This window comes from Pseudomonas sp. UBA3153, assembly GCF_002364635.1.
Taxonomy (GTDB): Bacteria; Pseudomonadota; Gammaproteobacteria; order Pseudomonadales; family Pseudomonadaceae; genus Pseudomonas_O; species Pseudomonas_O kuykendallii.
The window spans coordinates 1-26,962 of record NZ_DEYR01000005.1 but is presented as its reverse complement, the minus strand read 5'-3'; the positions used below and the strand labels follow the sequence as shown (position 1 = coordinate 26,962).

Annotated in this window: 27 protein-coding genes; 12 read left to right on the top strand and 15 right to left on the bottom strand. The window is 66.7% G+C overall.

Going from position 1 to position 26,962, the window contains the following annotated elements:
- Positions 1 to 261 precede the first annotated feature (261 nt).
- The 5 genes from B2X67_RS02180 (at position 262) to B2X67_RS02160 (ending at position 5,028) form a co-directional block, all read left to right on the top strand.
- Positions 262 to 921, top strand: a complete 660-nt coding sequence (locus B2X67_RS02180; protein WP_286784467.1) for an alpha/beta hydrolase — start codon at positions 262 to 264, stop codon at positions 919 to 921.
- A 197-nt stretch (positions 922 to 1,118) separates the two neighbouring features.
- Positions 1,119 to 2,057 (top strand): GGDEF domain-containing protein, encoded by a 939-nt coding sequence (locus tag B2X67_RS02175; RefSeq protein WP_286784466.1) that lies wholly within the window; start codon positions 1,119 to 1,121, stop codon positions 2,055 to 2,057.
- A 112-nt stretch (positions 2,058 to 2,169) separates the two neighbouring features.
- Positions 2,170 to 3,621: an ATP-dependent RNA helicase RhlB gene (gene rhlB, locus B2X67_RS02170; RefSeq protein ID WP_286784465.1), complete on the top strand. Its 1,452-nt coding sequence runs from the start codon at positions 2,170 to 2,172 to the stop codon at positions 3,619 to 3,621.
- 116 nt (positions 3,622 to 3,737) lie between these two features.
- Positions 3,738 to 4,778 carry a DUF2157 domain-containing protein gene (locus B2X67_RS02165; RefSeq protein WP_286784464.1) on the top strand — a complete coding sequence of 347 codons (1,041 nt, stop codon included), beginning with the start codon at positions 3,738 to 3,740 and terminating at the stop codon, positions 4,776 to 4,778.
- Positions 4,779 to 4,863: 85 nt separating this feature from the next.
- Entirely contained in the window at positions 4,864 to 5,028 is a 165-nt protein-coding gene (locus B2X67_RS02160; protein WP_286784463.1) for a hypothetical protein, read from the top strand.
- Positions 5,029 to 5,121: 93 nt separating this feature from the next.
- On the opposite strand, the gene moaE is transcribed toward B2X67_RS02160, so the two are convergent.
- From moaE to B2X67_RS02135, 5 genes are all read right to left on the bottom strand, one after another.
- Complete coding sequence (gene moaE / locus B2X67_RS02155; protein WP_286784462.1) at positions 5,122 to 5,574, bottom strand: molybdopterin synthase catalytic subunit MoaE; 453 nt, start codon at positions 5,572 to 5,574, stop codon at positions 5,122 to 5,124.
- Between the two features lies 1 nt (position 5,575).
- Complete coding sequence (locus B2X67_RS02150; RefSeq protein ID WP_286784461.1) at positions 5,576 to 5,824, bottom strand: MoaD/ThiS family protein; 249 nt, start codon at positions 5,822 to 5,824, stop codon at positions 5,576 to 5,578.
- Positions 5,824 to 6,297 carry a cyclic pyranopterin monophosphate synthase MoaC gene (moaC, locus tag B2X67_RS02145; RefSeq protein WP_286784460.1) on the bottom strand — a complete coding sequence of 158 codons (474 nt, stop codon included), beginning with the start codon at positions 6,295 to 6,297 and terminating at the stop codon, positions 5,824 to 5,826. Before moaC ends, B2X67_RS02150 begins: the two co-directional genes overlap by 1 nt.
- A gap of 115 nt (positions 6,298 to 6,412) precedes the next feature.
- Positions 6,413 to 7,804, bottom strand: a complete 1,392-nt coding sequence (locus B2X67_RS02140) for a PhoH family protein (protein ID WP_090226971.1) — start codon at positions 7,802 to 7,804, stop codon at positions 6,413 to 6,415.
- Positions 7,805 to 8,022: 218 nt separating this feature from the next.
- The gene (locus tag B2X67_RS02135; RefSeq protein ID WP_286784459.1) at positions 8,023 to 8,163 is read right to left on the bottom strand and encodes a hypothetical protein; all 141 of its coding nucleotides are present in this window, start codon (positions 8,161 to 8,163) and stop codon (positions 8,023 to 8,025) included.
- A gap of 109 nt (positions 8,164 to 8,272) precedes the next feature.
- On the opposite strand from B2X67_RS02135, the gene yaaA reads away from it, so the two are divergent.
- The 4 genes from yaaA (at position 8,273) to B2X67_RS02115 (ending at position 13,579) form a co-directional block, all read left to right on the top strand.
- Positions 8,273 to 9,052: a peroxide stress protein YaaA gene (gene yaaA, locus B2X67_RS02130; protein ID WP_286784458.1), complete on the top strand. Its 780-nt coding sequence runs from the start codon at positions 8,273 to 8,275 to the stop codon at positions 9,050 to 9,052.
- Positions 9,053 to 9,194: 142 nt separating this feature from the next.
- Positions 9,195 to 10,025, top strand: a complete 831-nt coding sequence (locus B2X67_RS02125; RefSeq protein ID WP_286784457.1) for an SDR family oxidoreductase — start codon at positions 9,195 to 9,197, stop codon at positions 10,023 to 10,025.
- A 58-nt stretch (positions 10,026 to 10,083) separates the two neighbouring features.
- Complete coding sequence (locus B2X67_RS02120) at positions 10,084 to 10,416, top strand: YnfA family protein (protein ID WP_286784456.1); 333 nt, start codon at positions 10,084 to 10,086, stop codon at positions 10,414 to 10,416.
- Positions 10,417 to 10,591: 175 nt separating this feature from the next.
- Complete coding sequence (locus B2X67_RS02115; RefSeq protein ID WP_286784455.1) at positions 10,592 to 13,579, top strand: SNF2-related protein; 2,988 nt, start codon at positions 10,592 to 10,594, stop codon at positions 13,577 to 13,579.
- Between the two features lie 24 nt (positions 13,580 to 13,603).
- Here B2X67_RS02115 and B2X67_RS02110 read toward each other — a convergent pair whose 3' ends face one another.
- Positions 13,604 to 13,885, bottom strand: coding sequence for a DUF3509 domain-containing protein (locus B2X67_RS02110; RefSeq protein ID WP_273232043.1), 282 nt, complete (start codon positions 13,883 to 13,885; stop codon positions 13,604 to 13,606).
- A 179-nt stretch (positions 13,886 to 14,064) separates the two neighbouring features.
- Complete coding sequence (locus B2X67_RS02105; RefSeq protein WP_286784454.1) at positions 14,065 to 14,559, bottom strand: phosphate-starvation-inducible protein PsiE; 495 nt, start codon at positions 14,557 to 14,559, stop codon at positions 14,065 to 14,067.
- Positions 14,560 to 14,781: 222 nt separating this feature from the next.
- Between B2X67_RS02105 and B2X67_RS02100 the strand changes: the two genes are divergently transcribed.
- The 3 genes from B2X67_RS02100 (at position 14,782) to B2X67_RS02090 (ending at position 16,581) form a co-directional block, all read left to right on the top strand.
- Entirely contained in the window at positions 14,782 to 15,042 is a 261-nt protein-coding gene (locus tag B2X67_RS02100) for a YebG family protein (protein ID WP_286784453.1), read from the top strand.
- 259 nt (positions 15,043 to 15,301) lie between these two features.
- A complete protein-coding gene (locus B2X67_RS02095; RefSeq protein ID WP_286784452.1) occupies positions 15,302 to 15,589 on the top strand; it encodes a DUF3509 domain-containing protein in 288 nt (95 codons plus the stop codon).
- Between the two features lie 188 nt (positions 15,590 to 15,777).
- A complete protein-coding gene (locus tag B2X67_RS02090; RefSeq protein ID WP_286784451.1) occupies positions 15,778 to 16,581 on the top strand; it encodes a SirB1 family protein in 804 nt (267 codons plus the stop codon).
- Between the two features lie 4 nt (positions 16,582 to 16,585).
- Here B2X67_RS02090 and B2X67_RS02085 read toward each other — a convergent pair whose 3' ends face one another.
- The 8 genes from B2X67_RS02085 to B2X67_RS02050 all read right to left on the bottom strand — a co-directional run.
- Complete coding sequence (locus B2X67_RS02085; RefSeq protein ID WP_286784450.1) at positions 16,586 to 19,192, bottom strand: LuxR C-terminal-related transcriptional regulator; 2,607 nt, start codon at positions 19,190 to 19,192, stop codon at positions 16,586 to 16,588.
- Positions 19,193 to 19,328: 136 nt separating this feature from the next.
- On the bottom strand, positions 19,329 to 20,696 hold the full coding sequence (locus tag B2X67_RS02080; protein ID WP_286784449.1) for a DUF1329 domain-containing protein: 1,368 nt from the start codon (positions 20,694 to 20,696) through the stop codon (positions 19,329 to 19,331).
- Between the two features lie 28 nt (positions 20,697 to 20,724).
- Positions 20,725 to 22,596, bottom strand: a complete 1,872-nt coding sequence (locus B2X67_RS02075) for a DUF1302 domain-containing protein (protein WP_286784448.1) — start codon at positions 22,594 to 22,596, stop codon at positions 20,725 to 20,727.
- Positions 22,597 to 22,923: 327 nt separating this feature from the next.
- Positions 22,924 to 23,691, bottom strand: a complete 768-nt coding sequence (locus tag B2X67_RS02070) for a crotonase/enoyl-CoA hydratase family protein (RefSeq protein ID WP_286784447.1) — start codon at positions 23,689 to 23,691, stop codon at positions 22,924 to 22,926.
- Positions 23,692 to 23,773: 82 nt separating this feature from the next.
- Positions 23,774 to 24,685: an SDR family oxidoreductase gene (locus B2X67_RS02065; RefSeq protein WP_286784446.1), complete on the bottom strand. Its 912-nt coding sequence runs from the start codon at positions 24,683 to 24,685 to the stop codon at positions 23,774 to 23,776.
- Positions 24,686 to 24,842: 157 nt separating this feature from the next.
- Positions 24,843 to 25,757: an alpha/beta fold hydrolase gene (locus tag B2X67_RS02060; RefSeq protein ID WP_286784445.1), complete on the bottom strand. Its 915-nt coding sequence runs from the start codon at positions 25,755 to 25,757 to the stop codon at positions 24,843 to 24,845.
- Positions 25,757 to 26,524, bottom strand: coding sequence for a class II aldolase/adducin family protein (locus B2X67_RS02055; RefSeq protein ID WP_273232334.1), 768 nt, complete (start codon positions 26,522 to 26,524; stop codon positions 25,757 to 25,759). Before B2X67_RS02055 ends, B2X67_RS02060 begins: the two co-directional genes overlap by 1 nt.
- 194 nt (positions 26,525 to 26,718) lie before the next feature.
- The coding region (locus tag B2X67_RS02050; RefSeq protein ID WP_286784444.1) for an LrgB family protein at positions 26,719 to 26,962 on the bottom strand (244 nt) is incomplete at its 5' end.

Here is a 26,962-nt window from a genome sequence, read left to right as displayed (position 1 = left end):
ACGAGCCAAGCGTAGCGCCTTGCGGCGCAGCGTGACGGGAAACCTGTTCTACGTGGGTTGGCGATGGCGTTGCGGTACAGTTGTTACCGTTACAGTCGCCGCGATCAGATTAGCAAAGCGCGTACCAACCCATTGGAAAAGCTCGATAAAAATGGGTCAATACCAAAACTTCCAGCGGTGCGACATCTTCTTTCCTGAACCGCCTGAACCTTCGACAACCTCGGCACCAAAAATGTGCCAAAGCACCAACTTGGAGCACACATGAGCGACGCATTGATTCTTAACCCCACACGGCAGGCAGACGCGTGCGTAATCTGGTTGCACGGCCTGGGCGCCGACCGCTACGACTTCGAGCCGGTTGCAGTTGCACTCCAGCAGCGCATGGACAGTCTGCGCTTCGTGTTGCCACAGGCGCCGACTCAGCCGGTGACCATCAACAACGGCTACGCGATGCCGAGTTGGTACGACATCCTGGCCATCAGCGGTGAAGCGCGAGCCATCGATCGCGACCAGATGGAGCGTTCCGCGCAGCACGTGATCGACCTGATCGAAGCGCAGCGCGACGCAGGCATCGACCCGCGGCGGATCTTCCTCGCCGGTTTCTCCCAGGGCGGCGCCGTGGTGCAGCACACCGCCTTTCTGCGCTGGACCGGTCCGCTGGGTGGCGTGCTCGCGCTGTCGACCTATGCGCCCACCTTCAGCGATGCACTGGAGTTCAACGAGACGCAGCGGAGCCTGCCGGTGCTCTGCCTGCACGGACGTCACGACGATGTGGTGCCGCCCGCCCTGGGCCGCGCCGCTTACGACTTCCTCGCCGCGCGCGACATTCCGGTGCAGTGGAAGGACTACCCGATGGCCCACGCGGTGGTGCCCGAAGAAGTGATGGACATCGCGGCCTGGCTGGCGGAACGTCTGAAGTGAGAGCGGGCAGTCGCTGAGCGGCCGTCACGGGTTGGCCCCTGCGGGCCCGCTCGCTGCCGAGCCGGCCGACTATGTTCAGATTCGTTGCTGGCACTTTGCCCTAGGAATACTGTCCATTCCCCGACGTTCGCCAAACGACAGGAAAAACACGCAATGCCCGCAGCGCCCTCCCTCGCCAACCACGCCGGATGCCCGGCATGAAGACGATGCCTTGGCAGGCGGACCTGTCGACGCTGCGCCAGCTGGAGCTGCTGGAAGACGTCAGCGATGAGGTGCTGCAGGCGGTTAGCGGCGAATTCGAGCTCTGCGAACTGGATATCGGCGAGATCCTGCTCTCGCCGTTCAACCCCAATGCCTACCTCTATCTGATCCTCGAGGGCCAGTTGAAGCTCTATCTCGGCTCGCTGGACAATCAGTCGGTGATCAGCCTGCTTCCTGGCGAATGCGCTGGCGAGATAAGCGTGATCGACCGCCAGCCACCCTCGGCCTACATCGTCGCCGAAGGCAAGTGCCGCCTCCTGCGCCTGCCGCGCCAGGCGCTGTTCGAGCTGCTCTGCCGCTCGCCGCACGCCATGGAAAAACTTCTGGAAATGCTCTGCGGCAGGGTTCGTCGCGGCAACAGCATCATTCTCGACACCGAACAGAATGCCAATGTCGACACCCTCACCGGGCTGTTCAACCGACGCTGGCTGGAGCACGTCTACGAGCGCGAAAGTACCCGCTGCGCCTTCAATGATCAGGACCTGTGCATGCTCATGCTCGATGTCGATCACTTCAAGGCCTACAACGACAAGTTCGGTCATCTGGCCGGCGACTACGCCCTGTGCCTGGTATCCCATACCCTGCGCAACCAGCTGCGACCCAAGGACAGCATGGTGCGTTTCGGCGGCGAGGAGTTCGTCATCCTGCTCCCCGAAATGAGCCGCGACGAAGCCCGCGGGATCGGCGAACGCCTGCGTCAAAGCCTCGAGCAGATCAATACCTTCTATTCCCCCGTCGGCGTTCTGCCCGGCGTCACCGTATCCATCGGACTTGGCCAGATGGAACCCGGCGACACGCTGAAAAGCCTCATCTCCCGCGCCGACGCCGCGCTCTACCAGGCCAAGCAGCATGGCCGCAACCGCCTCTGCGGCTGACCCTTTCCGCCTCATCCGGTCCCGGCGCCCGCCCTCCGCGGCGCTTCGCCCTGTGGGCTTCTTGCTTTACACTGCCAGGCGTTCATTCCATAACCAAACTGACGAGATCATCGTGCTCAAAGCACTCAAGAAAATGTTCGGCAAAGCCGAAGAGTCCGTCATTGGCGGCGTATCCAGCCCAATCGCCTCCCCTTCCAGCGCCGATCGTGGCCTGCCGTCCTTCCAGAACAAGCCCGCTGCCGAGCGTGAAAGCACGCCGAGCCGCCCCGCCGCAGAGGCCGAGAAGCCTTCCGAGCGCAAACCCGCCCGTCCGCGCCGCGAGCGCAGCGCCAAGGCACCCGTGGCGGACAACTGGACCCTCGCCGACTTCCAGGTCGAGCCGGCCGAAGGCAAGACCCGCTTCCACGACTTCAAGCTCGATCCGCGCCTGATGCACGCCATCCACGACCTCGGCTTTCCCTACTGCACGCCGATCCAGGCGCAGGTGCTGGGCTTCACCCTCAAGGGCCAGGACGCCATCGGCCGCGCCCAAACTGGCACCGGCAAGACCGCCGCCTTCCTCATCTCGATCATCACTCAGTTGCTGCAGACCCCGCCGCCCAAGGAACGTTACATGGGCGAGCCGCGCGCGCTGATCATCGCCCCGACCCGCGAGCTGGTGGTGCAGATCGCCAAGGATGCGGCGGCGCTGACCAAGTACAGCGGCCTCAACGTGATGACCTTCGTCGGCGGCATGGACTTCGACAAGCAGCTCAAGCAACTGGAGGCCCGCTACTGCGACATCCTGGTGGCCACGCCAGGGCGCCTGCTGGACTTCAACCAGCGTGGCGAAGTGCATCTGGACATGGTCGAGGTGATGGTGCTCGACGAAGCCGACCGCATGCTCGACATGGGCTTCATCCCGCAGGTGCGGCAGATCATCCGGCAGACGCCGATGAAGGGGGAGCGTCAGACCCTGCTGTTCTCCGCCACCTTCACCGAAGACGTGATGAATCTCGCCAAGCAGTGGACCACGGAGCCGGCGATCGTCGAGATCGAACCGGAAACCGTCGCCAGCGACAACGTCGAGCAGCACGTCTACGCGGTCGCCGGCAGCGACAAGTACAAGCTGCTGTACAACCTCATCACGCAGAACGACTGGGTGCGGGTGATGGTCTTCGCCAACCGCAAGGACGAAGTGAGGCGCATCGAGGAGCGCCTGACCCGTGACGGCATCAGCGCCGCGCAGATGTCCGGTGACGTGCCGCAGCACAAGCGCATCCGTACCCTGGAAGACTTCCGCGAAGGCAAGATCCGCGTGATGGTCGCCACCGACGTCGCCGGCCGCGGCATCCACGTCGATGCCATCAGCCACGTGATCAACTTCACCCTGCCGGAAGACCCGGACGACTACGTGCACCGCATCGGCCGTACTGGTCGCGCCGGCGCCAGCGGCACCTCGATCAGCTTCGCCGGCGAGGACGACGCCTTCGCCCTGCCGCCGATCGAAGAACTGATGGGCCGCAAGATCACCTGCGAAATGCCGCCGGACGAATTGCTCAAGCCGGTGCCGCGCAAGCACTGATCGCCGACGAAGAAACGGAGCTTCAGGGCTCCGTTTTCGTTCCGCGCCGCTCATGCCCTTCTGGCAAAGCGAAGCGCGCTCCGCCAGACTCGCTCATCGCCCCAGGGAACGACGCCATGACCGAGCGCTTCGATGCCGCCAACCTCACCCACGCCGTCCAGGCCGGCATCCTCCAGCCTGGCCAGGAGCAGGCGCTGCTGGCCTTCCTGCGCCGCCAGAAACCGGACCAGCCTAGCTTCCAGCTCGCCCACGTCGCCTACTACTTCGGCGCCGTGCTGATCATAGGGGCGCTCGGCTGGCTGCTCACCGAGGCGTGGATGCGCATCGGCGAAATTGCCCTGCTGGTGATTGCCATCGTCTACATGGCCCTGTTTACCCTCTGCGGCCTGGGCCTCTGGCGCCGCGGCCTGCAGATTCCCGGCGGGCTGCTCGGCGCGGTGGCGGTGAGCCTGACGCCGCTGGCAACCTTCGCCCTGCAGCGCCTGCTCGGCTGGTGGCCGGAGGATGACGGGCTCGGCGATTACCACGACTACTACGTCTACGTGCGCAGCGGCTGGCTCGGCATGGAGGCGGCGACCGTGCTGGTCGGGCTGCTGACGCTGCGCCTGCTGCCCTTTCCTTTCATCGTCATGCCGCTGGCAGTGGCGCTGTGGTTCATGTCGATGGACCTGACCGACCTGCTCTATGGCACGGACTTCAGCTGGGAACAGCGGCGCTGGGTGTCGCTCTGGTTCGGCCTGGCGCTGATTCTTGCCAGCCTGCTGGTGGACGGGCGAACACGACGCGACTTCGCCTTCTGGGGCTACCTCGCCGGGCTGCTGGCGTTCTGGGGCGGACTGACCCTGATGGACAGCGGCAGCGAGCTGGGCAAGGCCTTCTACTGCCTGATCAACCTCTCCCTGATGGGCATCGCGGTGGCCCTGCGCCGGCCGCTGTTCATGGTCTTCGGCGCGCTCGGGGTGGCGGCCTACCTGGGCTACCTGTCGTACCGGGTATTCGCCGACTCCCTGCTGTTCCCGATCGTGCTGACGCTGATCGGCATCGGCCTGATCGGCATCGGCGTCGCCTATCAGAAACGCCGCGAGACCCTGACGGATAACCTGCGCCAGGCGCTGCCGGAAAGCCTGCTGGCGTTGCTTCCCGCCCTGCGGCGCTGATCCCGACGAAGCTGACGCGGGTCAGCACGGGGCTCTAGCCGAGAGCTACTCTGAAAACACGCCAACGCTTGGCGGGAGGCTTGCCATGGACAACTTCCACCTCATGATTTTCCTTCTGGTCGCAGGGTTCCTGCTGCTCGGCATCGGCTTCACCTTCCGCGAGAAGGAATGGGGCGTCTGGATGACCGGCGTGGGCGGCCTGTCGATGCTCGCGCCGATCGCCCTGGGCATCTACATCGGGCTCAACTGAAGCGACTGCTGGCGCCTCGGCTGTCGAGGCTGCCCGCGCAGGGGCGACGGGCAGCGGCAGCAACCCAAGTGGCTCCGTACAAGCCGGCTGAAACTACTTTTCCCAGCGCCCGGCGGCATCCTCGTCGCTGGCGCGCCCTTCCACCCAGCGCGGACCTTCGGCGGTGTCTTCCTTCTTCCAGAACGGCGCGCGAGTCTTCAGGTAGTCCATGACGAAATCGCAGGCCGCGAACGCGGCCTGGCGGTGGGCGCTGGCGGTGCCGACGAAGACGATCGGCTCGCCCGGTTGCAGCGCGCCGACCCGGTGCAATACGTCGATGCGTAGCAGCGGCCAGCGCCGCTCGGCTTCGGCGACGATCTTCGCCAGGGCCTTCTCGGTCATGCCGGGCGCGTGCTCGAGGAACATCCCCGCCACCTCGCGGCCGTCGTTGAAATCGCGCACGTAGCCGACGAAGCCGACCACTGCGCCGATACCGACATTCGCCGCATGCAGCGCATTGAGTTCGGCTCCGGGATCGAAGGCTGTCGCCTGCACGCGAATCGCCATCTCAGCCTCCGGTGACGGTGGGGAAGAAGGCCACCTGATCGCCGTCCTGCAGCGGCTCGGCGAGGCTGCACAGCTCGTCGTTGCGCGCACACATCAGGTTGGGCTCGGCGAGCACGTCCCAGGCGCCGCCGCGCGTCAGCAACACTTGCCGCAGGTCGTCGAGGCAGGCGAAGCGCGTGTCCCAGGGCAGCTGTTCGCTGTCCAGGCCGAGGCTTTCGCGGTAGTGGGCGAAATACTGCACGCGGATCATCACGCCTCCCCTGCAACGAAGTGGCCGCTCTTGCCGCCAAGCTTCTCCAGCAGGCGGATGCCCTCGATGAGCATGCCGCGGTCCACCGCCTTGCACATGTCGTAGATCGTCAGCGCGGCGACGCTGGCGGCGGTGAGCGCTTCCATTTCCACGCCGGTCTGCCCGGCCAGCCTGCAGCGGGCGACGATGCGCACGCTGTCGTCGCCCTCGGCGCTCAGCTCGACCTTGACGCTGGTGAGCATCAGCGGATGGCACAGCGGGATCAGCTCGGAGGTCTTCTTCGCCGCCTGGATGCCGGCGATGCGCGCGACGGCGAACACGTCCCCCTTCGGATGGCCACCCTGCTGGATCATCGCCAGGGTCGCCGGGAGCATGCGCACCCGCGCTTCGGCGGTGGCTTCGCGCGCGGTCACCGCCTTTTCGGTGACGTCGACCATGTTGGCGCGGCCTTGGGAATCGAGGTGGGTCAGCATGGGAATCGTCCGCCGTTGAAAGCCGGCAGTTTACAACGAAGGTGCCGCGCTGCGTGCCTGGGGGCGGCACGCAGCGACGGGATGAAGGCACCGCCGGGAGGGCGGTGCGCATGGCTTACATGTGCGCTTCGGCGTACTCCGCGAGGATCGAACGCGGCACGCCCTGCAGGGTGATGTGCACGCCGTGGGGGAAATCCTTGAAACGCTCCGTGAGGTAGGTGAGGCCCGAGCTGGTGGCGGACAGGTAGGGCGTATCGATCTGCGCCAGGTTGCCCAGGCAGATCACCTTCGAGCCTGCGCCGGCACGGGTGATGATGGTTTTCATCTGGTGCGGGGTGAGGTTCTGGCACTCGTCGATGAGGATCAGGCTCTGCTGGAAGCTGCGCCCGCGGATGTAGTTGAGCGATTTGAACTGCAACGGGACCTTTTGCAGGATGTAGTCGACGCTGCCGTGGGTGTTCTCGTCGTCCATGTGCAGCGCTTCGAGGTTGTCGGTGATGGCGCCGAGCCAGGGCTCCATCTTCTCGGCCTCGGTGCCGGGCAGGAAGCCGATGTCCTCGTCGAGTCCCTGCACGCTGCGGGTGGCGATGATGCGCCGGTAACGCTTGGTCACCATGGTCTGCTCGATGGCAGCGGCCAGCGCGAGGATGGTCTTGCCGGAGCCGGCGGCCCCGGTCAGATTGACCAGATGGATGTCCGGGTCGAGCAACGCGAACAGCGCCAGCGCCTGGTGGATGTCCCGCGGGCGCAGGCCCCAGGCTTCCTGGTGCAGCAGCGGCTCCTGGTGCATGTCGAGGATCAGCAGCTCGCTCTCGCGAATGCCCTTCACCCAGCCGACGAAACCCTGCTCGTCGAGGATGAACTCGTTGACATGCACCGCCGGCAGGTTGTCGGTGAGCTGGACGCGGTGCCAGGTGCGACCGTGGTCCTGGCGGGTATCAACCTTGGCCACGCGGTCCCAGAACGAGCCGGTCATGCTGTGATAGCCACGCGAGAGCATGTCGACGTCGTCGATCAGCTGGTCGGAGTGGTATTCCTCGGCATCGATCCCGCAGGCACGCGCCTTCAGGCGCATGTTGATGTCCTTGGTCACCAGCACCACCAGCTCGCCGGGGAAGCGGCTGCGCAGCTCCACCAGCTGGTTGATGATCTTGTTGTCGTTGAGGTGCTCGGGCAGCCAGGTGATCGGCTCCGCGCGTTTGCTCATCAGGATCGACAACGTGCCCTTGGGCCCGCTCTTGCCGCGCTGGATAGGTACGCCCTTCTCCACCTCCTCCGGGGTGGCATCCCCGAGTACCTTGTCGATCAGGCGGATCGCCTGGCGGCACTCCGCGGCGACGCTGTGTTTACCGGTCTTGAGACTGTCGAGTTCCTCCAGCACGGTCATCGGGATGGCGACATGGTGCTCCTGGAAATTGAGCAAGGCGTTTGGATCGTGGATCAGGACGTTGGTATCGAGGACGTAGAGGATTGGCTGGGTAGAGCTTGAGCGTCCGTGGTCATCCATACTCGGTCACCTTTTCGAGAGGCCAGGCGACGGAATGCCGGAACAGCGCTCCGCCGCGAAGGGACCGCCGACTCCCTGCGTCATGGACGCGGGGGACTGCATGCAAGGTGCGGACTGGGGGACGCCACCTGTCTGCAGGAATCGGCTGTCTGAAAACGTTCATACAGCAGTTTCGATGACGACAAGAAGTCTTTTTTCCTGCTGGGCGGCCTTTTTTGTCACAGCGACGAAATGACCTTGGCGAGGCCGACCGGCACCGTTAAAGTCGAAAGTCCGCCCCACCGGAACCTGCCATAAAAATCGCCCTTGCGGTTTCCGGCACTTCCTGCGAAACGCCCGTCCTTGATGCGTTCCGGCACTTCTCTCGCCGTCCCGCCCCGCTATCGCCCCGCCTTATCGCCTTCATAGCTGGAGCCCTGCACCGGGTAACGCCTAGAATCGGCGCCGACCTTATGGAGATGACGACGCATGCTGATGGTGATTTCACCGGCCAAGACGCTGGACTACGACACCCCGCCGACCACCGCCAAACACAGCCTTCCGCAGCACCTGGACGATGCCCAGATACTGGTCGAGCAGCTGCGCGCCATGAGCCCGGCGCAGATCGGCGAACTGATGCACCTCTCGGACAAGCTCGCCGGCCTCAACGCCGCGCGTTACGGCAGCTGGACCCCGGACTTCAGTCCGGCCAACGCCAAGCAGGCACTGCTGGCGTTCAAGGGCGATGTCTACACCGGCCTCGCCGCGGAGGACTTCACCGAGAAGGACTTCGCCTTCGCCCAGCAGCACCTGCGCATGCTGTCCGGCCTCTATGGCCTGTTGCGCCCGCTCGACCTGATGCAGCCGTATCGCCTGGAAATGGGCACCAAGCTGGCCAACCCGCGCGGCGCGGATCTCTACGCCTTCTGGGGCGAGCGCATCACCGGCTGGCTCAACGAAGCCCTGGCCGCGCAGGGCGACGACGTTCTCCTCAACCTGGCATCGAAGGAGTACTTCTCCTCCGTCAAACGCAAGGCGCTCGCCGGCCGCATCATCGACACCGAGTTCAAGGACCTGAAGAACGGCCAGTACAAGATCATCAGCTTCTACGCGAAGAAGGCCCGGGGGCTGATGGCGCGCTACGTGATCAAGGAGCGCCTGAAGGACCCGCACCAGCTGCAGGCCTTCGACTACGCCGGCTACCGCTTCAGCGCCGACCAGTCGAGCGCGGACAGCCTGGTGTTCCTGCGCGACGAGCCAAAGGACTGACCGAGCCGCCAGACGCATGGCGGTAGCCGTCCGCCACGCTTCTTGTTGTACGATGTCGCAGCGCTTGCCGCACCTTGGTCGCCTGGCAATTCGACCAAGGCCGGGCTTGCGCATGACAACTACAACAAGAAGGAACTGCCACATGAGCCAACCCGTCGTCCTGATCACAGGATGCTCCAGCGGCATCGGCCGCGCGCTGGCCGACACCTTCAAGCGCGGCGGCTACCAGGTCTGGGCCAGCGCCCGTAAGTCCGAGGACCTGGCCTCCCTGGAAAGCGCCGGCTTCAACGCCGTGCAGCTCGACGTCAACGACGCCAGCGCGGTCCACCGCCTGGCCGAACGCCTGCTGAAAAATGCCGGGCGCCTCGACGTGTTGATCAACAACGCCGGCTACGGCGCGATGGGCCCGCTGCTGGACGGCGGCGCCGAAGCCCTGCGCCGGCAATTCGAAACCAACGTGTTCTCGGTGGTCGGCGTGACCCGCGCCTGCTTCCCGCTGCTGCGCGAGAGCCGCGGCCTAGTGATCAACATCGGCAGCGTGTCCAGCGTCCTGGTGACCCCCTTCGCCGGCGCCTACTGCGCCTCCAAGGCGGCGGTGCACGCGCTGTCCGATGCCTTGCGCATGGAGCTGGCGCCGTTCGCCATCGAGGTGATGGAAGTGCAGCCCGGCGCGATCGCCTCGAGCTTCGGCACCAATGCCAGCCGCGAGGCCGAATCGCTGATCGGCGAAGACTCGCCCTGGTGGCCGATCCGCGACGGCATCCGCGCCCGCGCCAACGCCTCGCAGGACAATCCGACACCGGCCAGCGACTTCGCCCAGCAGTTGTTCGACGCCGTGCGCCGCCCGCAGCGCCCGCGCCTGTTGCGCCTGGGCAACGGCAGCCAGGCGCTGCCGCTGCTGGCGCGCTGGTTGCCCAAGGGCCTGCTGGAAAAGGGCCTGCGCCGGCGCTTCGGCCTGAACGTGGCGCTGTGAAGCCGCCGATCCGCTGCGCCTGTAGAATCGGCACTCCCTTCGCTGACAAGGCCTCGCCGTGCTCAACTACCTCTGGTTCTTCGCCGCCGCGCTGTTCGAGATCGCCGGCTGCTACGCCTTCTGGCTGTGGCTGCGGATGGACCGCAGCGCGCTGTGGATCGCCCCCGGCCTGCTGGCGCTGACGGCCTTCGCGCTGATCCTCACCCGCGTCGAAGCCGAGTTCGCTGGCCGCACCTATGCGGCCTACGGGGGCGTGTACGTCTGCTCGGCGCTGTTCTGGCTGGCCTTCGTCGAGCGTACCCGCCCGTTGCCCAGCGACTACCTCGGCGGTGCGGTGTGCCTGCTGGGCGCGGCGATCATTCTCTTCGGCCCGCGCCTTTCGCACAGCTGACTCGACCACGCGCTGCTGACCCTGGCCGGTGGCCGGCCGGGCCTGCGCTGAAGGGCGGGCTGGCGCCGCGGCTGCGCCGGCGCCCGGTCGACTACATCGAAGAGCACCTGGAGCAGGCCATCAGCCTCGGTCAGCTGGCCGGCATCGCGGGGCTGTCCGAATACACTTCGCGCGGATGTTCCGCGAAAGCTTCGGCCTGCCGCCGCACCGCTACCTGCTGGCCCGGCATCTGCAACGCGTCAGGGAACTGCTGCGCGACAGCCCTCCGGTGCTCGGCGACATCGCCCTGGCCCGCGGCTTCGCCAGCGCCAGCCACTTCAGCAACCGCTTCCGCCCGAATTCGGCGGCACGCCGGGCCACCCTGAGCGGCCCGCGCCAGCATGCGTGCGCCGGGCTCGTGCAACTTACCGAACATGGTTTCCCGGCTGACGAACGCCCGCCAACGGGTGCCCAAGCGCAGCGGCGCATGCGAGAATTGCCGGTTCACGACTCGCAGCGACCGAGCATGTCGAAACCCTCATCGCCCCATTCCGCCGTGCCGCCGCGCCCGGACCTCCGCCGGGGCCTGCCTGACGATTGGCGGGCCGACTTCGACCCTGCCTGCCTGGAGCGGGCCGCGGCGTACGCCGAACAGGGCCGCGCGACGCTGCTGGAAGTGGAAGAACTGAAGCTGCGCGCACTCTGCTCCGGCAGCACCGACCTGCCCTATCGGCAGACCGTTCGCCTGCACGCGCAGGGCGCCGGCTGGACGATCCACGGCAGCTGCAGCTGCCCGGTCGGACGCAACTGCAAGCACGCTGCGGCCGCCCTGCTGACCCTGCAGCGCCAGCTTGATCGCCACGACGCGCTGCCCAGCGTCAACGCGCCGGAGGAGATCCTTCGCGACGACCTGCAACCGCAGCCGCTGCTCAGCCTGAACAGCCACGTGCGCGTACATTTCGACGCACGCAAGGGGCGCATGACCGAACAGACCCAGCACCGCGCCGCCCTTGCCTTCGAGTACGCCGGGCACCTGGCGCACGGGCGGCAGAACCGCGACCTGGTGGTGCCGCTCGCCGACCACCGGCAGCTGCGCATCCGCCGTCAGCTGGACACCGAAGCGGCGCTGCGCCGCGAACTCGGCCAGTACGGCTTCAGCGTCGCCCTGCGGGTCAGCGAAGCGCTGCCGGAAAAGGCCGGCGAGGCCTTCGAGCTGCCCTCCGACGCCGCCTGGCTGAGCTTCGTCCGTCAAGGCCTGCCCCGCCTGCGCGAGCAGGGCTGGCGCATCCTGATCCGCCCGGAATTCCTCTTCCACCTGGCCGAAATCGACGCCTGGTATTCGCGTCTGGAAGAAACCCCGGAGCCGAACTGGTTTGATCTGGAGATGGGGGTCGAAGTCGAGGGCCGCCGCGTCAGCCTGCTTCCGGTGCTGCTCCACGCGATCCGCCATACGCCCTGGCTGCTCAGCGCCGACACGCTGCACAAGCGGCGCGACGACGAGACGCTGATGGTGCCGCTGCCCGGCGACGGGCGCCGCGTCGCCCTGCCGTTCGCACGCCTGAAACCGCTGCTCGGCGCGCTCGGCGACCTGTTCTTCCGCGACCCGCCGCTGGAACAGGATCGCCTGCGCCTGGCCAAGCCGGATGCCGCACGACTGGCCGGCATGCAGGCCAGCCTCGCACTGGAGTGGCAGGGTGGCGAACGCCTGCTGCGCTTCGCCGAACGCCTGCGCGAATTGCCCCAGCAGGCGGCTGAAGCGCCCGAGGGCCTGCGCGCGCAACTGCGTCCTTACCAGGCCCAAGGCCTGGCATGGATGCAGGCGCTGCGCGAGCTGGAAGCCGGCGGCGTGCTGGCCGACGACATGGGCTTGGGCAAGACCCTGCAGACCCTCGCCCACGTACTCGCGGAAAAAAACGCCGGACGCCTGACCCGCCCGGCACTGATCGTCATGCCCACCAGTCTGATCCCCAACTGGCAGGACGAAGCGGCGCGTTTTGCCCCGGATCTGCGCGTGCTGGCGCTGCATGGTCCACGTCGGCGAGCGCACTTTGCCAGACTCGACCAGTACGACCTGCTGCTCACCACTTATGCGCTGCTGCCGCGCGACACCAAGGTGCTCGCCGCGCAACCCTTCCACCTGCTGATCCTCGACGAGGCGCAGAACGTCAAGAATGCCCGCAGCAAGGCGGCCCAGGCGGCGCGCGAACTCGAGGCCGGGCAGCGCCTGTGCCTGACCGGCACGCCGCTGGAGAATCACCTGGGCGAACTCTGGGCGCTGTTCGGCTTCCTGATGCCCGGCTGGCTGGGCAACGAGAAGAGCTTCAACCAGGCCTACCGCGCACCGATCGAGAAACATTCCGATAACGCCCGCCTGGTCCAGCTGAACGCTCGCGTGCGCCCGTTCCTGCTGCGCCGCACGAAGGAGCAGGTGGCGCGCGAGCTGCCGCCGAAGACCGAAATGATCCAATGGGTCGAACTCAGCGACGCCCAGCGCGACCGCTACGAGACGCTGCGCCTGGCTATGGATCGCAAGGTCCGCGAGGAGATCGGCCGCCAGGGCCTGGCGCGCAGCCAGATCATCATCCTCGAGGCGCTGCTGCGGCTGCGCCAGGCCTGCTGCGACCTGCGCCTGCTGGAGGGCGAGAAGACGCCCTACAAGCCCGAGCATTCGGCCAAGCTGGCGACCCTGCTGGAAATGCTCGAGGCGCTCTTCAGTGAAAACCGGCGGGTACTGCTTTTCTCCCAGTTCACCGGCATGCTCGAGCTGATCGAGGCTGAACTGCAGCGACGCAAGATTCCCTACGCGCTGCTCACCGGCGCGACGCGCGACCGACGAACGCCGGTGCAGCGGTTCCAGGCCGGCACGCTGCCGATCTTCCTGATCAGCCTCAAGGCCGGCGGCGCCGGGCTCAACCTCACCGCCGCCGACACCGTGATCCACTTCGATCCCTGGTGGAACCCGGCCGCCGAGGCGCAGGCCAGCGACCGCGCCTACCGCATCGGCCAGGACAAGCCGGTGTTCGTCTACAAGCTGATCGCGCGTGGCAGCGTCGAGGAGAAGATCCAGCAGTTACAGGAGACCAAGGCCGGCCTGGCCCGTGGCGTGCTGGAGGGCGGCTCGCAGGGCGAATGGAAGATGACCGAAGAAGAGGTGGACCGGCTGCTGGCGCCGCTGGATGCCTGAAGCAACCGGCGCGCGGGGATCGATCTAACCGTTGGGCAACGGCTCGTTGGCGGCCTTGGCACTGATCTGATGGAGGCAGCGAATGCCCTGGCCACTGTCGATGGCCAGGCCGAATCGAATGCTTTGCACCGCTTGCTCCAGCTTGGACAGGTCGCCCAGCTGTTCGCTGCTCAGCGCACGACGGGCGACCACGCCGCTCTCGTTGGTCAGCGACATGGTAATGCTGCCGTCCATGCGCTCGATGCTGAAACGCACATGGAACTCGTCCTTGAAGGATTCGCTGACGAACTGGAACGGATTGAGCATGGCCCTATACCTGCGGAACATGAGAGTCCCGTATGACCTAGCAAGTCCGCGGCCAACTTTTGAGAATCACCGACGATCGGTCGGCCAACGGCGCTCCTCCCGACACCCGGGTTGTCTTCCATACCTGCGTGCCCTGCCAGACGCCGCGACTCACAGCGTCGAAGCCGGGCCGATCAGGTTCAATCGCGTTCGGCGGCTTCGCGCTCCGCCGCCGGACGAGGGCCTGACTTGCCCGGCCCGTCGTGCTGCACCGAAGGGAAGCGCGACGAGGCATAACGCACCACCAGGATCGCCACCGCCAGCAGCAGGATCGCAGCCGACACGTAGATCACGCTGAGGTCCGGCCGGTTATGGTGGGAAACGTCCGAAATCAGCAGGCGGGTCAGCGCGGTGATCGCCACGTAGATCAGGAAGCGCACCGGCATATGGTTGGTCTTGAAGTAAATCCCCACCATCGCGCCCAGTTCCAGATAGATGAACAGCAGCAGGATGTCGTCGACGCTGATGTGGCCCTTTTCCATCATGTCGCAGAACGCCATCACCGCCGCCCAGGCAGTCACCGCACCGATGGCGAACAGCGCCAGGTAATGGAAGCTTTCCACCAGCAAATTGCCGAGCGATTCGGCCAGTTGATGCAGGGAATGACGCAGGGACTCGGCCCAATTCAGTTTCACGTTGACGCTCCTTGGCTCGCTCGCGGGATTATCCTGTGCACGGCGCATGCAGGAACGGCACCAGCGGCGTCGATGATGCTACGCGATGGGCGTGACGATTTCGCAGCGCCAGTACCAAAAGCAGGAAGTCGCCGTACCGGCTTTCCTCGGCGGCGGGAGCACCGTACACTGTATATAAAACCAGTAACATCAACCCAAAGCTGAAGGCAATCGAGGTGGGGAATGGCCGTCGAAGTGGTGTATCGCAGCAGTCGCGATCAGGAGCGTTTGTTCATGGATAAAGCCGAAGCGGATCGTTACGACAAGATGCTCGAGCTGGCCGAGTCCCTCGGCGAGGTCTTGCAGAAGGCCGTGCCTTCGCTCAGCGAACGGCAGGTCGAGGAGGTCGGCATCTTCATGGCGAAGAACCGCGAAGTCTTCGCCCGCGCGTTCAAGAACCAGGCCGACGCCCTCGGCGAAATCGTCATCGACGCCGCCGAATAGCAAACTCGGCGCCCACGCCGATGCGCCGCGCTGGCGTCATCGGCGGGCCTTGCCGGTGCATCCGGCGACTGCTCGAAAATTCACCAGAAAAGTGCAAGGCCTTGATTCATAGGGTCTTACTGGTGCGTCGGCCAACCGCCCATCGGTTTTGCCGTGAAATCAGCGAAACGCGACGCCATCCGCCCGGGCGCTGCGAACTTTCCCTTCCTGCCCTCGTCCATCTTCCTGAGTGAATTAAGCCACCCAGGCAGGTACCGAGATGGAAAGCCCCTTTCAGATGATCTCCGAAGTCTTCCAGGCCGACTATTACGTGAACTTCAGCATTGAGCGGCTTGATGGCAGCGTATTGCTGACGCTGTCCAATGACGACGGTGTGACCGTCAAGCGCTTCATCGGTGCAGACCAGTGGCGCAACCGCGAGAAGCTCGAACGCTTCATCATGAGCGTGCAACTGGGCCTGGCCATCGAGAACGGCGAAGCCTCCCCGGCGCTGCTCGCCTCGATGGCGCAAAGCTCGCGCCCGGCCTCGACCCAGGCGCGCAACTGAGCGTCGCAAAGCCTGCGATTGCCGGCATTACGCCGCTGATCGCAGGTGGCCCTGGCGCCCGCCACGGCTGATCCCGCCACATAACTCCCGCTCTATTCTTCGCCGCGCCACTCCGGCCAGCCGCTCCCTCTGGACGAAATTTCGCCAGCCAGCTAAAAAGCTAGGGCGAGCCAGACTGGAGGGTCGCCATGAATCCGCGTCAAGCCTGCTTAGCCTGCCTGGAATCGGACCCGCCCGCGGTTTTCGAAGCGGCGCTATGGGTTGCCGCCGAACATGATGCCGAGCTGCAGCCGGAACAGCCGCTGCGCGATCTGGCCAGCCTGCAGCAACGCATCGCCGTGGCCCTGCCGCAACTGCCGGCGAAGGAGCTGGCGCAACCGCTGCTGCGCCAGCTGAGCGCGCTGGATTACCACGAAGACGACGACTCGCCGCTGCGCCCGCAGGCCGCACTGCTGCACAAGGTATTGCAGCGTCGCCGCGGGCAGCCGCTGTCGCTGGCGCTGATCGCCCTGGAGCTGGCCCGGCGCCTGGAGATTCCGCTGCAAGGCGTCAACTTCCCCGGCTATTTCCTTCTGCGCGTACCCGGTGCCGACCATCTGCTCGACCCCAGTGGCGGGCGCCGCCTGTATACCCGCGACTGCCGCGACCTGCTGGCCCGCCAGTTCGGCGACGCGGTCCAGCTCAGCGCCGCGCACCTGGCCACCTGCGACGGCCACGCGCTGCTGCAGCGCCTGTCACGCAACCTGCGCCAGTTGCACCAGCAGGCCGACGATCCGCTGGCGGCACTGAAGGATGCCGAGCGGGTGCTGCAGTTGGGAACGCCGAACGTGCTCGACCATCTGGCGCGCGCCGACCTCTACCACCTGATCGATTGCCCGCAGGGCGAGCGCTACGACCTGGAGCGCGCGTTGCTGCTCAGCGAGGACGAGGCCCAGCGCCTGGTGGTCAGCCAGCGCCTGCGCAAGATGAACCGCAGCAGCGCGCTGCACTGATCCGCTAAGCCATCAGCCCCAGCGCTTTCGCCGTCGCCACCGCCTGGGTGCGCCGGCGCACCCCGAGCTTGACGTTGATCCGCCGCGCGTGGGTCTTCACCGTGTGCAGCGAGATGTACAGCTGCTGGGCGATATCCTGGTTCGAGCAGCCCTGGGCGATCAGTTGCAGCACGGTCAGCTCGCGCTGGCTGAGCAGAGCGCCCTCCGCCAGCGGTGTGACGGCCTCCGGCACATGCTCGAGCGGATGCAACAGGCGCTCGCGCAGCGACTGCCCGGCAGCGCCCGGCAGCAGGCGGTCCAGCCAGTGCGCCTGGCGCTGCTGCAGGTCCAGCAGCGGGCGCAGCAGTTGCGGGCGCGCCGCCATGCCCAGGGCGCGCTGCAACTCTTCCTCCGCCGCCTCGCCCTGCCCCGCTGCCAGCAGCGCTTCCGCGAGGCTGCAGCGGCAGTCGCAGGCGAGGCTTTGCAGGTCGCGTTGCAGGCATTCGCCGAGCAGCCCGCGCAGGTCGTCCACCGCGCGTTGTGGCGAGCCGTCGAGCAGTTCGCAGAGGGCCAGCTGGCGACGCACGCGGACCACCACGTCGTAGGCGCCCGGCGGCGCCAGCAGGCCGTTGTCGCGGTAGTGCTGGAGCACCGGTTCCAGCGCCGCGCGGGCCTTGGCCACCTCGCCCTGCTGCAACCAGAGCTGGCTGAACCCCAGCTGCAGCACGCAGCGGTAACGCACCTCGGGAACGTGGCGCCACTGCATCAGGCGTTCAGCCTCGGCCAGCCAGCGGAAGGCTTCCACGCGTTGCCCGGTATAGGCGGCCAGCTCGGCGAGGCCGAGGTAGCCGAAGAAGGTGTAGGCGTCGCCACTGCCCAGCGCCGCGTCCAGCCCCACCTGGAACGCCTCGCGCGCCTGCTCGACGAGCCCCTGGACGGAGAGCAGATGGCCGCGCAGCAACCACAGCCGCGCCGGCACCGGACCGGTCGGCGTGTCGCCAAGCGCATCGAGCTCCTGCTCCAGCAGCTCCAGCGCGCGCTCGTTTTCCCCGCGCATCTCCAGCAGGTGCACGCGGTCGACGATCAGCAGCCCCTCGTAGAGCACGCTGGCGTGCAGCCGGGCCAGCTTGATGCCCTCGTCGCAGTAGTGCTCACCCTCGTCCAGATTGCCCTCGGCGAGCGCCTGCTGGCTCAGCGTCTGGTAGCACAGCACGTGTTGCGACCAGGCCCGCTCGGGCAGCTCGGCGAGCGCCTCCAAGCACGACTGGCGAGCCTGCGGCTGGCCGCGCTGACGAGCCAGCGCGCCGCTGATGGCCTGCCAGTGGGCGAGCAATTCGTGCTGACGGCGCGCATCCGGCTGCGGCAGGAAGTGCGCCAGATCGGCCAGGCACGCCTCCACCTCGTCGAGCCGCGCGCAGATCATCAGGGCCCAGGCCTGCAGGACGATCAACCGGCTGGTGCTAGAAAACAGCGCGTGCGGCAACTCGCTGCGCCATTGCAGGAACAGCGAGACGTTCTGCCCGATCAGCAGTTGCTCCTGGCCGAAGCGCTGCAGGTAATTGGCGGCGACCTCCATCTGCCCGGCGAGCAGCGCCTGTTCCACCGCTTCGCGAATATCGCCGTGGCCGGCGAACCACTGGCAGGCGCGCACGTGCACCGAGTTGGGCGGCAGCGGGCTGGGCAGCCGGCGCAGCACCAGCGCCAGCGGTCGCCACAGGCGGAACCAGTCACCGCAGCTGTCCAGGCCGCGGATGAACAGCTGACGCTGACGCAGTTCGGCCAGCCGCTCGGCGCCGCCGTCGAGGACGTGCTCGCAGAGTTCGGCGCAGAAACGCGGCAGCAGGATCAGAGCGAACAGCGCCTCGCGCAGCTCGTCTTCCAGGTCGGCCAGCACGTCCTGCAGCACGTAGTCGCGCAACAGCGACGTGCCGCTCACCAGGCGCTGCGCCAGCGCCGGCTCGTCGGCATCGAGCAGCAACAGGCGCACGCCGGCGAGCCAGCCTTCGCTGGCCTCGAACAGTTGGTCGAGGCTTTCCATACCGAAGCCCGGCGCCTGCGCGTCGAGCAGTTGCTGCAGTTCCTCGCGGGTCAGCGCCAGTGCCTGCGCGCCGAGCATCAGCAGATCGCCCTGCAGTTGCAGTCGCGGCAGGTTCCAGGCCGGCTGCCGGCGACTGCTGATCCACCAGCAGAGCGCCGCCGGGCCGCGCTCGAACAGCTGGTCCAGGCAGGCATCCAGTTTGGCGCAGGCGGCGCGCGGGTAGTCGTCGAGCATGATCCACAGCGGCTGGGCCTGCCCGTGCAGCAGCTCGAGCAGCGACTCCAGCGGCGGACCTTCCGCCGCCTCGCAGCCCAGCGCCGCGCTGAGCCGCTCGAGCAGCGCCGTCGCGCTCAGCGGGCGGCCGGCCAGGTCCAGCCAGACCAGCCGGGTGTCGCGCGGCAGATGGCGCGCGCACTCGTTGAGCAGCACGCTCTTGCCGAACCCGGCGGGCGCGCAGAGCAGGCGCAATCGACACTCGCTGGCGAGCAGCGGCTGGGTGAGCCGCGTACGCGGCAGGTGCAATGGCGGGAGACGTGGCAGCGCGGGCGCTTTCGGCGCGACCGGCACGCTGCTCCCAATGGCGCGGGTAAGCATGACGTCGGCTCTCTTGTTGTGATTGTGGAACCGTCCAGACCTCGCTCGATAGTAGTGCCTGTTCCGCCACGGGTGCGATCCGCAGACGTAAAAATGGCGGCCGTGATGGCCGCCTATCAGCAGAACCGCGGTTGCGTTACCGAACGCCGGCGTTGCGCAGCGCCGCCGGGGTGAAATCGTTGGACGACGCCTTGGTACCGTAGCGGATCGCACTCTTCTCCTCGTTGTTCATGCCGATCGACAGGTAGCGCCCGGCAATGATGTCGTAGAGCGATTCGAAGGCGTACACCGGCACCTGCTTGTCGTACTGCTGGTACAGCTGCGCCTCGCCGACGCGCCACAGCTGGCCGCGCCCGTCGTACAGCTCGGAGGCGGCGATCTGCCAGGAGTCCTCGTCGAGGTAGAAGCGGCGCTTGGCGTAGATGTTGCGCTCGCCGCTCTTCAGCGTGGCTTCTACCACCCAGACGCGGTGCAGCTCGTAGCGCGCCAGGTCCTGGTTGATGTGGCCGGCCTTGAGGATGTCGGCGTACTTCAGCTCGGGCGAGGCCAGACGGTAGTTGTTGTAGGGGATGTACATCTCCTGCTTGCCGATCAGTTTCCAGTCGTAACGGTTCGGCGCGCCATTGAACATGTCGAAGTTGTCCGAGGTGCGCAGACCGTCGGCGGCGGTGCCGGGACCGTCGTAGGACACCTGGGGCGCGCGGCGCACGCGGCGCTGGCCGGCGTTGTAGATCCACGCCATGCGCGGCTCCTTCACCTGGTCGAGGGAGTCGTGCACCAGCAGCACGTTGCCGGCCAGGCGCGCCGGGGCGGTGACCCGCTGCTTGAAGAACAGCAGCGCGTTGGCGGCCTTGTCCGGATCGAGGTCGGGCATGTTGTCCGGCATCGCCACTTCATCCTCGAACTGCACCAGGGTGAAGCTGCCGTTGGTCTGCGGCGTGGCCTGGACGATGGTGCGCTGCAGGTTGCCGCCGCGGTAACGGGTGATGTGGTTCCAGATCGCTTCCAGGCCGTTCTGCGGGATCGGGAAGGCGTAGTAGCGGCTTTCGGTGAAGTTGGTCAGGCCGTTGCCGCCCTCGACCAGGCCGGTCTTCTGCGCGCTGACCTTGGCCGCGGCGTAGATCGCATCCGGTACCGCGGCGCTGCGGTGGGTGGTGTAGACCAGCATCTTGTAGGTCTCCGGATAGCGCTTGAACATCGCCAGCTGGCCGGCGCTGAGCTTGTCCTTGTACTGCTCGGCGTTCTGCGCGGTGATGGTGAATTGCGGTTTTTCGCTGGCGAAGGGATCGCCGACGAAGCCGCCCTTGCTGATCGGCGCGGCGTTGGTCGGCAGGCCGCCGGTCCACTCCGGAATGCTGCCGTCGGCGTTGCCGGCCTTTTCCCCGCCCAGCGGGGTCAGGCTGGCGCCGAGCTTGGCGATCTGGTCGGGGGCGGCCGCTGCCATCACGCTGCCGGCGAGCAGCGACAGGGCAAGCGCACCGAGGAGTTTTCTTGTTGTGTGCATCAGGGTTTCCTCACTTACTGAAGGCCGCTTAGAAGTTCACGCCGAAGCTGAGCGCGACGAAGTCGCGGTCGGTGAGCGTGTTGTAGTCGCCGCCGAAGAAATTGGTGTACGAGAGGCTGCTGGTGTAGGTGTTCTGGTAGTCGGCATCGATACCGACGCTGACCGCCTTGGCGCCTTCGTTGAACACGCCGTTCGGGCCGTAGCCGTCGACGTCGTGCGACCAGGACAGGTTGGGCCGCAGGTTCACCCCGGCGAACACGTTGTTGTAGTCCCAGATGCCGCGCAGGCGATAACCCCAGGAATTGCTGGTGACGAAGCCATGGGTGCCGTACGCCGCCAGTTGCGCCGCATCGTCCGGGGTGCCGTAGATCGGATCGCGGCCGTAGCGCAGTTCGCTGGTGCTCTCCAGGTTGCCGACGTGGGAGAAGCCCACTTCGCCGACCACGGTGAAGCGCTCGGCGCCCATCACCTGATCGAAGAAGTGCGTCAGGGTGGTCTGGATCTGGGTGATTTCCTTGCGGTTGTAGCCGCGGTTCTCGGCACCGGCCGCGCTCGCCACCGGCGAGGTACCCGGCGCGATCGGGTTGAGCAGCGCGCGGGTCAGGTCTGTGGTGTTGATCTGCACCGGCGCGTTCGGCCGATAGCTGATCTCGCCGGACCAGGCGGTCCCGGTGGGCAGCGTGGTGGAGAAACTCATGCCGTAGAGGCGGATGTCCTCGGGATACGTCAGGGAATAGCTGCCGTTACCGAGCAACACGCTCTGCGCGAGACCGGAAGCCGTCGGCGAGTAGCGCGGATCGGCGAAGCAACTGGCCGGCCCGCCGAACGCGCCGCAGACCTGCCCGAGGATTCCGCTCAGCGGCCCCGCCAGGGGGTTGGCGTTGCCCAGCGCCGCGAGCGTCGCGATGTCGGCCGTGCCGGTGTTCAGCACGGGCGTACGGCTGTGGTAGTTCATGAAGTAGAAGCCGTACTCGGTGGCGTCGCCCAGCCAGCGCAGCGCCAGGCCGAACTGGCCGGAATCGCGGGCGTCGTGGTCCGGTCCGCGCGGCAGGATCACGCCCTCGTCGGTAACGCCGAAACCCTGGCCGAAAGCCGCGGCGGCGGGCTGGAACGGCGCGATGGCGCCGCTGGCGACGTTGTAGTTGTTGACGCAGCCGTCCTGCACCACGTCGGAACCGAAGAAGGTGCCGCAGTTGTCGACCACCGTCTGGTCCCACTCCAGCTGGTAGAAGCCTTCCACGCTGAAGCGGTCGTTCACGGTCTGCGAGAGATACAGCATGTTCACCGGGATCAGGCCTTCCTTGATCTCCGCGCCCGGGCGGCGGAAGGCGGAAACGTCCAGCGGGTTGATCGAGTTGATGCTGTTCTGGATGAAGGTGCTTTCGCCCCAGCTCACCACCTGCTTGCCGACGCGGACGGTGCCGGGCAGGTCGCCGATGCTGTAGTTCTGGTAGACGAAGGCATCGAGGATCTGCGCGCCGGAAGACTGCGCGCCTTCCTTGCGGTTGGAGTCGCTGATGTCCTTGAACGGCCGGCTTTCGTCCTTCAGCTCGAAGTCGTACCAGTACTTGCCGCGGACGAACACGCCGGTGTCGCGGTACTTCAGTTCGAGATCGTGGATCCCCTTGAAGATCTTCGAGAAGGTCTCGCCGCGCTTGAAGTTGAGACGGTTGTCGTCACCGGTCTGGGTGTAGCCGGTGCCGCCGTTGTTGATCCCGATGAGGTCGCGATCGGGCTTGGCAGTGGACCAGCTGGCCCCCACCGACAGCGACGAGTCGAGCTGACCCTCGACTTCACCGATGTTGAAATTGACGGCCCCGGCAGGGGCGGAAATTCCCATGGCGACGGCAAGAGCCAATAGCGTGGGCTGGACCTTTGCATGCCGTGTTGTTGTTGTCATTCGGCGCTCCTTGTTGGCGGATAGAACTGGCGCCAACCCTACTCACGCACCGACGCCCGGTTAAGCGCACCAAGGACGGATTTGGACTGTCGCCCGAAAGTATGAATGCCTGCGCCACGCCTGCGCCGGAGCCGCCATTCAGGCGCTGAATGGGGCTGACCAAGAGCGGCGGCACGCGGGGCGTAACCAAAGCGCCCGACGGGCATCAGCGAGGGAGTTCCGCGGCCGTTGGATGGGTCGTTTCGGCAGAAAAGGAACGCCACGCGACAGGGCGCGATGGCCGGGATAGGCAGGCGGATGAGCGGATGATGCCGAGTGAAGCGCGGCCTAGAAGCGCCCGTGGCGACCGTCGCCGGCGCTGAAGCGCTTCGCGCCCTCCTCCGTCTCGCCGCTGTCGAGTACCGCCATGCCACCGGCGAACTCGTTGGCCAGGGCTTCGCTGAACGGCAGGTCCCATTGGGCATGGACGCTGGCGCGGTCGGCCAGCAGGCAGGTGGGCGGAAACGCGGCGATCTCGGCGGCCAGCGCCTCGGCCGCAGCCCGCGCGTGGCCGGCGGCGACCACGCGACTGACCAGGCCGATCTGCAGGGCCTCTTCGGCGTGCACGGGGCGGCCGGTGAGGATCAGGTCAAGCGCGCGGCCCTGGCCGATCAGGCGCGGCAGGCGCACGCTGCCACCGTCGATCAGCGGGACGCCGAAGCGCCGGCAGAACACCCCGAGCACCGCATCCGCGGCCATCACCCGTAGGTCGGCGAGCAGCGCCAGCTCGAGCCCGCCGGCCACCGCGTGGCCTTCGATGGCGGCGATCAGCGGCTTGCGCAGTTGCATCCGGCTCGGCCCCATCGGGCCGTCGCCCTGCGCCTGCAGGCGGTTGCGGCGTTCGCCACCTTCGGCCACGGCGTGCAGGTCGGCGCCGGCACAGAAGGTCCCGCCGCTGCCGGTGAGAACCGCGACGCGTGCCTGCGGGTCTTCCTCGAACGCCCGCAGCGCGGCGCTCAGGGCGTCGGCGGTGGCCCGGTCGACGGCGTTACGCGCCTGCGGCCGGTCGAGGGTGATGACGGTTATCGCGTCCAGCCGTTCGACGATCACGCCCATGCAGAACTCCACCGAGGTGAACGGTGCGACCGGTCAGCGTCCTGCCGGCGCGAGCCGCGGGAGACGTTGCAACCCGCCGTCCTCAGACCACGTATTTCTGCAGGTTGGCCATCATTTCCTTGAGCGCTTCCATGTTGTCCTTGGGATGCGCGGCGTTGTCGAAGTCGACGATCTGCTGCCAGTGCGCCGCCACGTCCTCCGGCGAAAAGCCGGCGCGCGGGTCGAAGCCCGCGCCCAGGCTGCGCTCCCAGCGCACCTTGCCCATCCAGCCACCGCCGACCTCGAACAGCCCGGAAGTGTCCTGGCACTGCTCGCTGCCGAGGTAGACCACCAGCGGGCTGACCAGCTCGGGCTTGAGCTGCTCGAAGACCTGCGGCGGGATGAGCCCTTCGGTCATCCGCGTACCGCCGGTGGGGGCGATGGCATTGACCAGGATGTTGTTCTTGCGGCCCTCGATGGCGAGCGTGCGGGTCAGCCCGTAGAGACCGAGCTTGGCCATGCCGTAGTTGCTCTGGCCGAAGTTGCCGTAGATGCCGGAGGTGGACGCGGTGAAGATCACCCGGCCGTAGTTCTGCTCGCGCAGGTGCGGCCAGGCGGCGCGGGTGACCTTGTAGGCGCCTTCGACGTGGACCTTGTAGACCAGGTCCCAGTCGGCGTCTTCCATCTTGTGGAAGGTCTTGTCGCGCAGGATGCCGGCGTTGTTCACCACCACGTCGACGCGGCCGAAGCTGTCCAGCGCGGCCTGCACGATCTTCTCGCCATCGGTCACCGAATCATGGCTGGCGACCGCGGTGCCGCCCGCCTCGCGGATTTCCGCGACCACCTTGTCCGCCGCCGAGGCGTTGGCGCCCTCGCCATGGGTGCTTCCGCCCAGGTCGTTCACCACCACCCGCGCGCCGTGTTTGGCGAACAGCAATGCGTGGGCGCGACCGAGGCCACCGCCCGCGCCAGTGACGATCACGACCTTGTCTTCGAAACGCACGGCTTGGCTCATGGGAAACTCCTTGGCAGGTTGAGATGCCCGAAGTGTCCAACAGACAGGAAACGGTCACAACCGGGACGACGCACCTGAATGATGGTCGATAACGTCGCGGGATGGGCCACATGCCGCGACCGGGAACCGGCGAACGAGGTCGCCGGCCCCGGCCGGTTCAGACCGCCTCGGCGTGCTGAGGCGCTTCCGCTGGCGCCAGCCCGTCGCGGAACGCCAGGTAATGCGCCAGCACCTGCTCCGGCGCCTCGACCTGCGGGTAGTGGCCGATGCCGTCGAGCAGTACGCAGTCCGGCTGCGGGATCAGCTCGCGGTAGCGCGCCACCATGTGCGCCCCGGAGATCGGATCGACAGCGCCGTCGATTACCCGCAGCGGCACGTCGCTGCGCTGCATCGCGGTGACCCATCGTTCGCGCTGCTCGCGTCGCTCCGGCATGTAGCGAATCAGCCGGTGCATCACCGCAGCGCCACCGTTCTTCGCGATCAGCTGCCAGAACGCCTCCAGTTCGGCCTCGCTCGGCTGGGTATGCGGCCCGAACACCTTGGCGAAGTTGGCCGCCAGGGTGCGCCGGCTGAACAGCCGGTCGACGAGGAAGCCGGCCGGGCTGAGCAGCAGCTTCTGCAGCAGCACAGGGTGATGGGTTTCGGGAAACAGGCCGCCGTTGAGGAACACGCAGCTGGCCAGCCGCACGCGCCCTTCCTGATGCCGCGCGAGCAGCTCCTGGGCGACGCTGTCGCCGTAGTCGTGGGCCAGCACGTGCACCGGACGGTCGATGGCCAGGTGCCGGATCAACGCCTGCTGCACGTCCGCCTGCTCCAGCAGGCTATAGGGGTGGTGGCGCGGCTTGGCCGAGTCGCCGAAGCCGAGCATGTCGCAGGCGATCACCCGGTAGCGCTGCGCCAGCGGTGTCCACAGGCGATGCCAGTCCCAGCTGGCGGTGGGGAACCCGTGGATCAACAGCAGCGGCTCCGCGTCTACCGGGCCGGCCGTCCAGTGGCGGATTTCATGGCGATGGAACAGCAGCGTACGGCCCTGGGCGCGCCAGTCGTCCAGGCCGATGCCGGTGGCGGCCATCAGGCGGCGTAGCCGGGGTTGTGCAGATCGAGCTTGCGCAGCAACGCCGGCCAGGGCAGCGCGCCGCCCATGCCCTGCGGGCTGCGCATCACCCCAGCGATCATCGCCCGGGCGCCGTCGAGAACCTGCTGCGGAATGTGGATGAGCTCGGTGCCACCGCTCTGCGCCATGATCTGGATCTCGCAGGCGCGTTGCAGCGTGAACATGCCGAGGAAGGCGTCGGCAATGCTGCCGAATGCGGTCAGCAGGCCGTGGTTGGGCAGGATCATGAAGTTCTTGTCGCCGAGGTCGGCCTGCAGGCGCGACTTCTCGTCGTGGTTCAGCGCCACGCCTTCGTAGCCGTGGTAGGCCAGGCTGGCGAGAACGAATAGCGATTGCTGCGACAGCGGCAGCAGACCCTGTTTCTGCGCGGAGACGGCGATGCCGGCGGCGGTGTGGATGTGCAGCACGCAGCCGACGTCGTGACGGACCTCGTGCACCGCGCTGTGGATGGTATAGCCGGCCGGGTTGAGGTCGTAGGGGCTGTCCATCAGCTTGTTGCCGGCCAGGTCGACCTTGACCAGGCTCGACGCGGTGATCTCGTGGAACATCAGCCCGTAGGGGTTGATCAGGAAGTCGTCGGTGCCCGGCACCTTGGCCGAGATGTGGGTGAAGATCAGGTCGTCCCAGCCGTACATCGCGATCAGCCGGTAACAGGCGGCCAGGTCGATACGCGTCTGCCACTCGGCGGCGGAAACCTGGTTCTTCACTTCGGAGGGGTGCAGCAATTGAGCTACGGACACGGCGATCACCTCGGCATTTATTGTTGTGGGTGTGCCGAGAGTCTAGCGGCGCTTCGGCGCACGGCCAGTGGCCCTGGAAGCCAGTTTTGCGTCCGTCGCCGTTTCGCCGGCGACTGACCAAAGCGGCGCCAACCGCGACGGTTGGCGATGAAAACCAGGGCCGCTCGCGGCCCGGCGGCTCAGATCAGGTGGGAGATCAACGGCGCGGCGAACAGGTTGAGCAGGCCCATCAGCACCATCACCAGGCCGGCCACGGTGCCCTCCTCGCTGCCGACTTCCTGGGCGCGGGCGACGCCGGCACCGTGCGCGCCGACGCCGAACAGCGCGCCGCGGGCCAGCGCGCTGCGCAGCGGCAGCCACTTCAGCAGCAGGCCGCCGACCAGCGCGCCGAACACGCCGGTCAGCATCACGAAGATCGCCGTC

What these genes read in the sequence shown, in the direction of transcription:
- B2X67_RS02100 (WP_286784453.1), top strand. Translation starts at nt 14,782, where the DNA reads ATGGCCGTCGAAGTGGTGTATCGCAGCAGTCGCGATCAGGAGCGTTTG.
- moaC (WP_286784460.1), bottom strand. Translation starts at nt 6,297, where the DNA reads ATGCTGACCCACCTCGATTCCCAAGGCCGCGCCAACATGGTCGACGTC.
- B2X67_RS02080 (WP_286784449.1), bottom strand. Translation starts at nt 20,696, where the DNA reads ATGCACACAACAAGAAAACTCCTCGGTGCGCTTGCCCTGTCGCTGCTC.
- B2X67_RS02150 (WP_286784461.1), bottom strand. Translation starts at nt 5,824, where the DNA reads ATGATCCGCGTGCAGTATTTCGCCCACTACCGCGAAAGCCTCGGCCTG.
- B2X67_RS02075 (WP_286784448.1), bottom strand. Translation starts at nt 22,596, where the DNA reads ATGACAACAACAACACGGCATGCAAAGGTCCAGCCCACGCTATTGGCT.
- B2X67_RS02140 (WP_090226971.1), bottom strand. Translation starts at nt 7,804, where the DNA reads ATGGATGACCACGGACGCTCAAGCTCTACCCAGCCAATCCTCTACGTC.
- B2X67_RS02060 (WP_286784445.1), bottom strand. Translation starts at nt 25,757, where the DNA reads ATGGCCGCCACCGGCATCGGCCTGGACGACTGGCGCGCCCAGGGCCGT.
- B2X67_RS02085 (WP_286784450.1), bottom strand. Translation starts at nt 19,192, where the DNA reads ATGCTTACCCGCGCCATTGGGAGCAGCGTGCCGGTCGCGCCGAAAGCG.
- B2X67_RS02180 (WP_286784467.1), top strand. Translation starts at nt 262, where the DNA reads ATGAGCGACGCATTGATTCTTAACCCCACACGGCAGGCAGACGCGTGC.
- B2X67_RS02160 (WP_286784463.1), top strand. Translation starts at nt 4,864, where the DNA reads ATGGACAACTTCCACCTCATGATTTTCCTTCTGGTCGCAGGGTTCCTG.
- moaE (WP_286784462.1), bottom strand. Translation starts at nt 5,574, where the DNA reads ATGGCGATTCGCGTGCAGGCGACAGCCTTCGATCCCGGAGCCGAACTC.
- B2X67_RS02115 (WP_286784455.1), top strand. Translation starts at nt 10,592, where the DNA reads ATGTTCCGCGAAAGCTTCGGCCTGCCGCCGCACCGCTACCTGCTGGCC.
- B2X67_RS02125 (WP_286784457.1), top strand. Translation starts at nt 9,195, where the DNA reads ATGAGCCAACCCGTCGTCCTGATCACAGGATGCTCCAGCGGCATCGGC.
- B2X67_RS02110 (WP_273232043.1), bottom strand. Translation starts at nt 13,885, where the DNA reads ATGCTCAATCCGTTCCAGTTCGTCAGCGAATCCTTCAAGGACGAGTTC.
- B2X67_RS02090 (WP_286784451.1), top strand. Translation starts at nt 15,778, where the DNA reads ATGAATCCGCGTCAAGCCTGCTTAGCCTGCCTGGAATCGGACCCGCCC.
- yaaA (WP_286784458.1), top strand. Translation starts at nt 8,273, where the DNA reads ATGCTGATGGTGATTTCACCGGCCAAGACGCTGGACTACGACACCCCG.
- B2X67_RS02095 (WP_286784452.1), top strand. Translation starts at nt 15,302, where the DNA reads ATGGAAAGCCCCTTTCAGATGATCTCCGAAGTCTTCCAGGCCGACTAT.
- B2X67_RS02165 (WP_286784464.1), top strand. Translation starts at nt 3,738, where the DNA reads ATGACCGAGCGCTTCGATGCCGCCAACCTCACCCACGCCGTCCAGGCC.
- B2X67_RS02070 (WP_286784447.1), bottom strand. Translation starts at nt 23,691, where the DNA reads ATGGGCGTGATCGTCGAACGGCTGGACGCGATAACCGTCATCACCCTC.
- B2X67_RS02065 (WP_286784446.1), bottom strand. Translation starts at nt 24,685, where the DNA reads ATGAGCCAAGCCGTGCGTTTCGAAGACAAGGTCGTGATCGTCACTGGC.
- B2X67_RS02175 (WP_286784466.1), top strand. Translation starts at nt 1,119, where the DNA reads ATGAAGACGATGCCTTGGCAGGCGGACCTGTCGACGCTGCGCCAGCTG.